This is a genomic window from Nonomuraea sp. SBT364 (assembly GCF_001083785.1).
In the GTDB taxonomy this organism is placed as follows: domain Bacteria; phylum Actinomycetota; class Actinomycetes; order Streptosporangiales; family Streptosporangiaceae; genus Nonomuraea.
Window position 1 is genome coordinate 1 of the sequence record NZ_LAVL01000246.1, and the last position, 9,726, is coordinate 9,726.

Here is a 9,726-nt window from a genome sequence, read left to right on the forward strand (position 1 = left end):
TCAGAATGTGTATAAGAGACATCGGCCGGGGCTGCCCGCAGGCCTGGGCGACGTCCCAGCCGTGCAGGGTCACCTCGACGGCGCCCACCCCGGCGACCACCTCCGCCGCCAGCGGCAGCCCGCCGACGGACACCACGGCGCTCCGTACCGCCCCGGCCCACGCCCCGAGCGTCGCGCACGCCGCGCCCCGCAGCCCGCCCGCGCCCGTACCGACGACCTTGGAGGAGGCGGGCGCCGGGATGTGGCCGTGGGTGGCGGCCTCGTACAGGGCCTGGAAGGAGTCGTTCATGTGGGCGAGCAGGTCGGCCAGCGTCCAGGCGGCGCAGGGGGTGGGGCGGCGCAGGGCGGCGGGGGTGACGAGGTTCAGGGAGCCGGTGGTGTAGGCGATGGCCCGGTCCAGGAGGGCCGCGGTGGACGGCGTCGGGACCGTGAGCGTCGGTCGGGCCATGGATGCGCCTCCTCCTGTACGGAACGCGTACTCGGAAAGGTTGACACCGGGACGGCGCGAAAGTCATCGGTCGCGGGGCGTTCCGGGGAACGAGGCAGGAACCTTCCCGCGTGCCGGGGTGTAGGGGAGGTATGCGGTTGATGGTGATGGGTGCGGCATTCGTACTGATGGCTGGGTGTGCGGCGGGCGGGCAGGCGCGGAGCGAGCCGCCGGGCCCGACCCCGAGTCCCACCGGGACGGGCAAGACGTGCGGGGGGACGCCGGTGATCACGGGGACCGGGTTCCCCGAGGTGAAGGGGAAGGCGCGGGAGGCGGAGCTGTGGGGGCTGCTGTTCGCGGAGGTGCCGTTCGAGGCCGGGGCGGAGGTGAAGATCGTGTGGCGGATGACCGGCGAGGGGCCGTTGCGCGCGTCGGCGTCGCTCGGCGGGCGGCGGGCGAAGCTCGTGTGGCTGGAGGAGCACGGCGGGTCCAGCTGGCAGCGTCCCGGCCACGAGTGGGGCACCGGATGGATCTTCCCGAAGCCCGGCTGCTGGAAGGTGGAGCTGGCCAGGACGCGTGGCTCCGGGCAGGTCTGGCTAGACGTGCGGTGAGCCGAGGACGCGGTCGACGAACGCGGTCACGTCGGCCAGGACCTCGTCCTTGTTCGTCTCGTTGAACACCTCGTGCCTGGCCTCCGGGTAGACGCGTTCGGTGAGGTCGTCGCCGCGGACGGCCTCGACGCCGATCCGGCTGCCCGGCAGGGGGACGAGGCGGTCGTCGGCGCCGTGGATCCACAGGGTGGGCAGCGCGCCGAGGGTGCCGCCCTTGGCGATCGTCTCCAGGGTCGTCGCGAGCGCCCGCAGCGTGGGGCGCTTGAACGGGCCGTGCCAGACCAGCGGGTCGGCGGCGAGCGCGGCGCCGACCGAGGGGTCGCGGGAGAGCGTCGACGGGTCGAGCGGCGTGTCGGGGAGCTCGTCGAGCGGGAGCAGCGTGTCGACCACCTCCCAGACGCCGATCACCGGCCCCGACAGCACGAGCGCGGCCAGGCCGGAGCCGTGGCGCTGGGCGTAGCGGGCGGCGATCAGGCCGCCCATCGAGTGACCGATGAGCACGACCGGCACGCCGGGGTGGTCGGCCCTGGCCCGTTCGTCGACCGTGTGCACGTCGGTGACGACGTCCTCGTAGTCCTCGATGAGCACCCGCTCGCCGGCCGACCTGCCGTGCCCCATGTGGTCGGGCCCGTAGACGGCGGCGCCGTGCCTGACCAGCGTGTCGGCCACGTACTCGTAGCGGCCGATGTGCTCGCCGTAGCCGTGGACGAGGAGCGCGACGTAGCGGGGGTCGGGGTGCGGCCATTCGCGTACGACGTTGACGCCGCGCGTGCCGCTGAACTGGTGCTCCCGGGATTCCGCCATGCCCTCGCTCCTCGTGTTGCCGTACGCCGATCGTACGCAGAGGGTGAGAGGTCCGAAAACTGCCGACTTTCCGGGCGGCGGCGGTGTTTACCCGGGTATGAACATCGAGGAACTCGACGCCTACGGGTGCACGCTGACGGAGCCGTTGCTCACGCCCGCGCAGTGTGCGGAGATCGCGAGGCTGTACGACGAGGCCGGGCGGTTCCGGTCGACGGTGGACATGGAACGCCATCGCTTCGGACGGGGACAGTACCGGTATTTCCGGCACCCGCTCCCGCCGCCGGTCGCCGAGCTGCGCGAAGCGCTCTATCCCCGGCTGCTGCCGATCGCCCGGGACTGGGCGGCGCGGCTGGGCCGGCCCGCCCCCTGGCCCGACGATCTCGGCACCTGGCTGGACCTGTGCCACCAGGCCGGGCAGACCCGGCCGACGCCCATCCTGCTCCGCTACCGCGAAGGCGACTGGAACGCGTTGCACCGGGACCTGTACGGGGACCTGGTGTTCCCGCTCCAGGTGGTGATCGGGCTGGACCGGCCCGGCGACGACTACACCGGAGGCGAGTTCATGCTGGTGGAGCAGCGGCCCCGGGCCCAGTCACGCGGCACCGCCACGCTGCTGCCGCAGGGCCACGGCCTGGTGTTCACCACCCGCGACCGGCCGGTGCGCTCGGCCCGCGGCTGGTCGGCCGCGCCCGTGCGGCACGGCGTCAGCGTCGTGCGCTCCGGCCTTCGGCACACCCTGGGCCTCGTCTTCCACGATGCCGCGTGAGCCTCCCGACGGCGGCTGAGCTGGACGCCCTCCTGGGGCTGCTCGCCGGGGCGCGCGCGGAGGCGGTCGTGGTGGGGCACGGCCGGGGCTCCTCGGTGGACGGCTTCCTGTCGTCCTGGCCGGGCACCGTGCTCGCGGTGGTGGACTGGCCCGAGGAGGCGGCGTCGTGGCTGCGCCAGGCCACGCGGTTCGCCGCCGGTCCGCCGGACGCCTGGGTGGTGGCCGGGCCGCCGCCCGGATGGGCGCGGATGGCCTGCCGCCTGCGTCAGAGCACCGCCTGGGACCCGGGCCGCACGTTCGGCTTCGCCTCGACGGCGGGCGCCGTGGCGCTGGCCCCGCCCGGCACGCTGGAGGGCATGCGCGGAGCCTGCCGGAACGGCGGCACCTGGCGCCTGGGCCGCAACCTGATCATCCGCGAGTCAGAACGTGGGTGACTGGTCGGTGACGTAGTCGAACTCGTCGTCGGACAGGGTGCGGCGCAGGACGCGGACGACCTTGCCCGGGTCGTCGACGGGCCCCGGCTGGTAGAACGGCCTGCCGTCACGGCCGAACGTGATCGCCGACGGCCCCTCCCAGGCGCCCAGCAGCGGCGAAACCGACGGGAAGTCCTCGTGCGGCTCGAAGCCGAGCGAGCGCGCGTACTGCTCGGAGCCGAACACCAGGGTCTGCGCCAGCTCCAGCGGCACCTCCTGCCAGCTCTTGTAGTCGCTGAAGAAGTAGTCGCGGAACCGGCGCAGATCGCGCTCGCCGAGCACGTCGGGACCGGCCACGTACTTGATGCCCAGGCAGTAGACGTCGGCGAGGAAGCCGCCGACCGTCATCTTGTCCCAGCTGTGCCGCCGGGCGACCAGCACCGACACCATGCCGCCGCCGGAGCCGGGCTCCTCGTCGGTCCAGCCGCGCGCCGGGTCGACGCCGAGGCCGTCGCTCCAACCGGCGCTGACCCAGCATCCGAGGAGCTCGGGCTCGCGGCCGGAGCCGGCGCCCTCGGCCGCGATGGCGCGCACCAGCGGCGCGACGGCCGACGGCGGCACTCCCAGGGCGCGGGCGATCTCCTTGGGCGAGCGGCCCTCGGCCCGCAGCTCGCGTACGCGGTCCTTCAGTTCTGCGCTGTCCACCCGCGCAGCCTAGCGGCCCGGCCCTGGACCACGTACGACCGCCGTGCGAGGGTCTGGAGATGCGGGACTACTATCGCGAGTTCGCCGCCGACTACCACTGGCTCTTCCCGGACGAGATCGTCAGCCCGCCGGGGGTGCTCGGCGGCACCTCGACGGACAGCATCGAGCTCATCGAGGCCGTGGCCGGCGGGCTTCCGCCCGGCGCGCGGGTGCTCGACTGCGCCTGCGGCATCGGCACCGACGTCATGGCGCTGGCCCACCGGGGGTTCCGGGTGACGGGCACCGACGGCAGCGCGGCCATGGTCGAGCGGGCGCGGCTCCGGCTGCCCGGCCACGACCTGCGCACCTGCTCGTGGCAGGACCTGCCCGACACCCTCGGCGAACCGTACGAGCTGGTGCTGTGCCTGGGCAACTCGCTGGTGCACACCGGCTCCCCGGAGGCCATGGTGGCGGCGCTGTCGGCGATGCGGAAGGTGCTCGCGCCCGGCGGCACGCTCGTCGTGGACTCGCGCAACTGGGAGCTGCTCCACCGCGAGCGTCCCAGGATCGTGCCCGCTCCGGAGGTCAGGCGGCGCGACGGGGTGCGCTGCCGGTGCCTGTACGTGTGGGACATCCCCGAGGAGTTCGGGCCGCCGTGCCGCGCGGAGGTCGTGATGCTGCTGGAGCCCGACGGCGGCCCGGTCACGCACCGCCGCCACGTGATCGACTTTCACCCGTTCACCCCCGGCGACCTGGCGACGCGGCTCCGGGAGGCCGGGTTCGACGTCACCGGCACCTCCTACCGCCCGGACCGGGCCCGCTACGCGATCAGCGCCCGCCCGGCGCCGTAAGGGCGGCTGAAGGCGATCGTAAGCGCCGCCCGGCACCGTGGGGCCGTAACCCCAGGGAAAGGCGGCACGTTGAGCCAGTACGAGATCATCCGCGTCTTCGACGCGCCCCGGGAGCGGGTCTTCCGGGCGTGGACCGACGCGGCGCGGTTCGCCCGGTGGTTCGGGCTGCCGGACATGAGCACGGAGGCGGTGCTGGACGTGCGGCCCGGCGGGGCGTGGCGGGCGACGCTCCGCGACGACGACGGGTTCGAGGTGCTGCTGGACGGCGTGTACCGGGAGGTGGCGGAACCGGGGCGGCTGGTGTTCACCACCGGCGATCCGGACGACCCGGGCGACGGGCCCGCGTCGCTGGTGACGGTCGAGCTGGCCGAGTCGGACGGCGGCACGGTCATGCGCTTCCACCAGCACGGCGTCAACACCGGCGGCGGGTCCGGGTGGGCGGGGTTCCTCGACCGGCTGGCCGAAGCACTGGTGCGATGATCAGCCGGGCGGAGCCGCGGCCAGGTCGGCGGCGTCGTCCAGCTTGAGGCGGGCGCCCTCCTCGTACGCCTCGGCGAACGCCGGCTCCCCCAGGCCGGCGCGGGCGGTGGCGGAGATGCGGGCGAGCTCCTGCTGTTCCGACGGGCCGGCCGGGGTGTTGTGCTGGTCGCGTACGGCCGCGGTCAAGCCCAGCAGCCGGGCGGCGGCGCGGTGCGACCCGGCCGCGGCCAGAGCTCCGGCCAGCCCCTCCGTGGCCCCCGCCGACGAGCGCGGGTCGCCGATCTTCCGGGCGGCGTCCAGCGCCTCCAGGTGCAGGCGCATCGCCCCCGGCGGGTCGCCGCGCAGCTCGGTGAGGTAGCCGAGCTCGGTGAGCGTGACCGGCAGGTGCAGCGCGGGCTCGACGCCGGGGCCGCGCGGCACGCCGTCGAGCAGCCGGTTCAGGTGCCGTTCGGCCAGGTCCAGCTCGCCCGCCCGGCGCGCCGCGAGTGCCAGGCCCATCTCGGCCATCATCTCGGTGTCCCTGTAGCTCTGGGCGGCGGCCTGCCGCAGCGCCTTCCCGCACAGCTCCAGCGCCCGCCCGTAGTCGCCGGACTGCAGGGCGAGCCAGCCGAGCCAGGCGGTGCGCCCGGCCGCCTCCGCCCACAGCCCCAGCTCCTCCGCCATGCGCAGACCCTGCCCGAACAGCTCGGCGGCCCGGTCGAGGTCGCCCGTCATCTCGGCGTGGCCGCCCAGCCACTCGGTGGCCTGCAACAGGCCCCACCGGTCACCCAGCTCGCGGAACAGCCGCGCGCCCTCCGCGCCGTCCCGCGCGAGCGCGTCATGGTCGCGGCGGGTGAACGCCGCCCTGGCCCGCTTGCTCAGCGCCGCCGCCACGCCCCACGTGTCGCCGTCGCGGCGGAACGTGGTCAGCGCCCTGCCGATCAGCTCCTCGCTCGTCGGCAGGTCGGGCGCGTTCATGCCCAGGAACAGCTCCGCCCGCGCCCGTACGCCCGGATCGGCGAGGTCGCGCAGCGGCCCCTCCCAGTCGGTCTCCTCGCCCAGCACCAGCGCGAACCCGGCACGCCAGGCGGCGGCCCGCGCCGCGGCGGGGTCGCCGGCCGGGGCGGCGGTCAGCGCCACGTCGAAGGCGCGGCGGGCCTCCGCCGGCCTGCCGCGCAGGAACCAGTACCAGCCCAGCGCGTTCACCAGGCGCAGTGCCGTCTCCGGCGTGCCCTGGTCGGCGGCGGTGGCCAGGGCGGCACGCAGGTTGGCGGACTCGGCGTCGAGCCGCTGCAGCCACTCGCGCTGCTCGTGGCCGTACAGATGCGGCTCGGCCTCCTCGGCGAGCCCCGCGTAATAGCCGGCGTGCGCACGTCGTACGCCGTCGAGCTCCCCGGCGTCGGCGAGCCGGGCCAGGCAGTATTCGGTCACCGACTCCAGCATCCGGTAGCGGACGCCCGACGGGCCGTCCACCACGACCACGAGCGAGCGGTCCACCAGCCGGGCGAGCATGTCGAGGACGTCGGGCGCGGCCGGCCCGCCCGACGCGCACACGGCCTCGGCGGCCTCCAGCGTGCAGCCGTCGGCGTGTACGGCCAGGCGGCGCAGGACGGCGCGCTCCGGCTCCGGCAGCAGGTCCCAGCTCCAGTCGATCACCGCCATGAGCGTCTGCTGGCGCGGCGGCGCCCCCCGCTGACCGGAGGCCAGCAGCCGGAACCGGTCGTCCAGGCGCGCGACCACGCCGTGCACGCCGAGCAGCCGTACCCGGGTCGCCGCCAGCTCCAGCGCGAGCGGGATGCCGTCGAGGCGGCGGCAGAGCTGGGCGACCGCCTGCGCGTTGCCCGCGTCGAGCGCGAAGCCGCGCGCCGAGGCGGCCGCCCTGGTCACGAAGAGCCGCACCGCGTCCGACCCGGCCATGGCGGTCAGGTCGGTGCTGTCGGGCACGCCGAGCGGCGGCACCGCCCACAGCACCTCGCCGTCCACCGCCAGCGGCTCCCTGCTCGTGGCCAGGATCCGCAGCTCGGGCGCGGCCCGCAGCAGCAGCTCGGCCAGCTCGGCGACCTGCTCGACGACGTGCTCGCAGTTGTCCAGCACGAGCAGCAGATGCCGGTCGCGCAACGCGTCCGCCAGCCGCTCGGCGGGCGTCCCGGAACCGGCGTCCTGCCGGATGTCGAGCGCGGCCAGCACGGGCTCCGCCAGCGACGGGGTACGCCGGTCCAGCGGGGCCAGCTCCACCAGCCACACCCCGCCGGCGAACTCCCCGACCAGCCGCGACGCGGTCTCCAGTGCCAGCCGGGTCTTGCCGACGCCGCCGGAGCCGGTGAGCGTCACCAGCCGCTCGGTGCCGAGCAGGGACCGCACCTCCGCCAGGGCGTCCTCACGGCCGATGAGCTTGCTCAGCGCGGCGGGCAGATTGCTCGCCGGCCGCTCGGCGGGCACGCTCAGCGCCGGGTCCTGGCCGAGGATCGCCTGGTGCAGCGCCACCAGCTCGGGCCCCGGATCGAGACCGAGCTCGTCGGCCAGCCGCTCGCGCAGGTCACCGTAGGCGGCCAGCGCGTCGCTCTGGCGGCCCGCCCGGTACAGGGCGCGCATCTGCGCCGCGCGCAGCCGCTCCCTGAGCGGGTGGCGGGCCACCAGGTCGCCCAGCTCCCCCACCAGCAGGCCGTGCTCCCCCAGCTCCAGGCGCGCCTCGGCGTGCAGCTCCAGCGCGGTCAGCCGCTGCTCCTCCAGCCGCGTGGCCGCCGTACGGATGTGCTCCTCGTCGGCGAAGTCCGCGTACGCCGCCCCCCGCCACAACGCGAGCGCGTCCCCGAGCAGCGCCGCGCGGGCACCGGGGCTGCCGGCCGCCTCGGCGCGCGCCAGCAGGTCGGCGAACCGTACGGCGTCCACGTCGGCGGAGCGCAGCAGGTAACCGGGGGCCCTGGAGACGATCAGGTCGCGGCTGCCGGGCTCGGCGTCCTCCAGCGCCTTGCGCAGCTGGGAGACGCGCACCTGCAGGGCGGCCGACGGGTTGCCGGGCGGCTCGTCGCCCCACAGGTCGTCGACCAGCCGGTCGGCGGAGACCGTGTGGCCCCCGTGCACGAGCAGGTCTGCCAGGAGCGCGCGCACCTTCAGGCCGGGGATCGTGACCGGCTCCCCCTCGTCGGTCCATACGGCCAGCGGACCCAGCACCCCAAAACGCATGCCCGTCACCTTATGCGGTGCCTTAAGCGGGCGAAAAGAACACCAGAAGGCCCCTGCGCGACCGTGGTGAGCATGAGAACTCTCGCAGGACGCAGGGAATGGACCGGGCTGGCCGTGCTGTCCGCGGTGGCGCTGCTGCTGTCGATCGACGTCAGCGTGCTCTACCTGGCGTTGCCGCACCTCAGCGCCGAACTCGGCGCCTCCGCGTCGCAGCAGCTCTGGATCATGGACGTCTACTCGTTCATGCTGGCGGGGTTCCTGGTGACCATGGGGACGCTGGGCGACCGGATCGGGCGGCGCCGGCTGCTCCTGACGGGCGCGGCGGCGTTCGGGGTGGCCTCGGTGCTGGCCGCGTACGCGCCGAACGCCGAGGCGCTGGTCGTCACGCGGGCGCTGCTCGGGATCGCGGGCGCGACGCTGATGCCCTCGTCCATGGCGCTCATCCGGAACATGTTCCGCGACGCCAAGCAGGCCGGGACCGCCATCGGGCTCTGGTTCAGCTGCTTCATGGTCGGCATGGCGATCGGGCCGCTGGTGGGCGGGCTGATGCTGGAGCACTTCTGGTGGGGGGCGGCGTTCCTGCTGGGGGTGCCGTTGATGGTGGTCGTGCTGGTGACCGGGCGGGCGCTGCTGCCCGAGTACCGCGACCCCGCCGCCGGGCGGCTCGACCCGGCCAGCGTCGCGCTGTCGCTCGGCGCCATCCTGCCGGTCATCTACGGGCTCAAGGAGATCGCCAGGAGCGGATGGCACCCGGTGCCGGTCGCCGCCGTGGCCGCCGGGCTGGTCGTGGGCGTGGCCTTCGTACGTCGGCAGCGGCGGCTGGCCAGTCCCCTGCTCGACCTGCGGCTGTTCGCCAACCGGGCGTTCTCGGCCACGCTGGTGATCATGCTGCTGGGCGGGATCGTGATGGCGGGCACCACGCTCATGACCACCCAGTACCTGCAGACCGTGGCCGCCCTCTCGCCGCTCCAGGCCGGGCTCTGGCTGGTGCCGCAGAACCTCGCCATGATCGTCGCGCTCACCGCCGCACCCGCCGCGGCCCGGCGGGTCGGGGCCGCGGCCGTCATGGCCGCCGGGCTGGCACTCGGCGCCGGCGGGCTCTTCCTGCACACGCTGGTGCCCGCCGCCGGTGGCACCTGGCTCGTGGTGATCGGGCTGGTGCTCGCCTCGGCCGGGATCGCGCTGCCGATGGGCGTCGGCAACGGCGTCATCATGACCGCCGCACCGCCCGAGAAGGCCGGCTCGGCGGCGTCGCTCTCGGAGACCGGCGGCGAGTTCGGCGTGGCCGTGGGGGTGGCGGCGCTCGGCAGCCTCGGCACCGCCGTCTACCGGGGCGAACTGCCCGACGCGCTGCCCGTGGAGGCGGCCCGGGAGAGCATCTCCGCCGCCGTCGCCGTGGCCGGGCACCTGCCGGACCTTCTCGACCAGGCCAGGGCCGCCTTCACCGCCGGGCTCCACGTCGTGGCCGCGGTCAGCATGGTCACCTTCCTCGCCCTGGCGGTCCTCGCGGCGCCCCTCCTCCGCCACC

10 protein-coding genes are annotated in these 9,726 nt (G+C 74.8%); 6 read left to right on the forward strand and 4 right to left on the reverse strand.

Annotated features, from left to right (window positions below):
- Positions 1-448, reverse strand: a 448-nt coding sequence (locus ADY59_RS50830) for a maleylpyruvate isomerase family mycothiol-dependent enzyme (RefSeq protein ID WP_049576703.1), incomplete at its 3' end; no start/stop codon positions are given.
- Positions 449-711: 263 nt separating this feature from the next.
- Between ADY59_RS50830 and ADY59_RS44850 the strand changes: the two genes are divergently transcribed.
- Entirely contained in the window at positions 712-1,038 is a 327-nt protein-coding gene (locus ADY59_RS44850; RefSeq protein WP_156326134.1) for a hypothetical protein, read from the forward strand.
- On the opposite strand, the gene ADY59_RS44855 is transcribed toward ADY59_RS44850, so the two are convergent.
- The gene (locus tag ADY59_RS44855) at positions 1,024-1,842 is read right to left on the reverse strand and encodes an alpha/beta hydrolase (RefSeq protein ID WP_049576707.1); all 819 of its coding nucleotides are present in this window, start codon (positions 1,840-1,842) and stop codon (positions 1,024-1,026) included. The two genes, ADY59_RS44850 and ADY59_RS44855, sit on opposite strands and share 15 nt — an antisense overlap.
- A gap of 97 nt (positions 1,843-1,939) precedes the next feature.
- On the opposite strand from ADY59_RS44855, the gene ADY59_RS44860 reads away from it, so the two are divergent.
- Positions 1,940-2,608 (forward strand): 2OG-Fe(II) oxygenase, encoded by a 669-nt coding sequence (locus ADY59_RS44860; RefSeq protein WP_049576708.1) that lies wholly within the window; start codon positions 1,940-1,942, stop codon positions 2,606-2,608.
- Positions 2,605-3,042 (forward strand): hypothetical protein, encoded by a 438-nt coding sequence (locus tag ADY59_RS44865; RefSeq protein WP_049576709.1) that lies wholly within the window; start codon positions 2,605-2,607, stop codon positions 3,040-3,042. The genes ADY59_RS44860 and ADY59_RS44865 overlap by 4 nt, the downstream gene beginning before the upstream one ends.
- On the opposite strand, the gene ADY59_RS44870 is transcribed toward ADY59_RS44865, so the two are convergent.
- Positions 3,028-3,726 (reverse strand): helix-turn-helix domain-containing protein, encoded by a 699-nt coding sequence (locus ADY59_RS44870; RefSeq protein WP_063780981.1) that lies wholly within the window; start codon positions 3,724-3,726, stop codon positions 3,028-3,030. The two genes, ADY59_RS44865 and ADY59_RS44870, sit on opposite strands and share 15 nt — an antisense overlap.
- 59 nt (positions 3,727-3,785) lie before the next feature.
- On the opposite strand from ADY59_RS44870, the gene ADY59_RS44875 reads away from it, so the two are divergent.
- Together ADY59_RS44875 and ADY59_RS44880 are read left to right on the forward strand one after the other, a co-directional pair.
- Positions 3,786-4,556 carry a class I SAM-dependent methyltransferase gene (locus tag ADY59_RS44875; protein WP_049576721.1) on the forward strand — a complete coding sequence of 257 codons (771 nt, stop codon included), beginning with the start codon at positions 3,786-3,788 and terminating at the stop codon, positions 4,554-4,556.
- A gap of 69 nt (positions 4,557-4,625) precedes the next feature.
- The gene (locus tag ADY59_RS44880) at positions 4,626-5,036 is read left to right on the forward strand and encodes an SRPBCC family protein (protein ID WP_049576724.1); all 411 of its coding nucleotides are present in this window, start codon (positions 4,626-4,628) and stop codon (positions 5,034-5,036) included.
- Here the strand turns inward: ADY59_RS44880 and ADY59_RS44885 are convergent, their stop codons facing one another.
- The gene (locus tag ADY59_RS44885; protein ID WP_049576726.1) at positions 5,037-8,198 is read right to left on the reverse strand and encodes a BTAD domain-containing putative transcriptional regulator; all 3,162 of its coding nucleotides are present in this window, start codon (positions 8,196-8,198) and stop codon (positions 5,037-5,039) included.
- A 72-nt stretch (positions 8,199-8,270) separates the two neighbouring features.
- Between ADY59_RS44885 and ADY59_RS44890 the strand changes: the two genes are divergently transcribed.
- A partial coding sequence (locus tag ADY59_RS44890) for an MFS transporter (protein WP_049576730.1) occupies positions 8,271-9,726 on the forward strand: 1,456 nt, incomplete at its 3' end.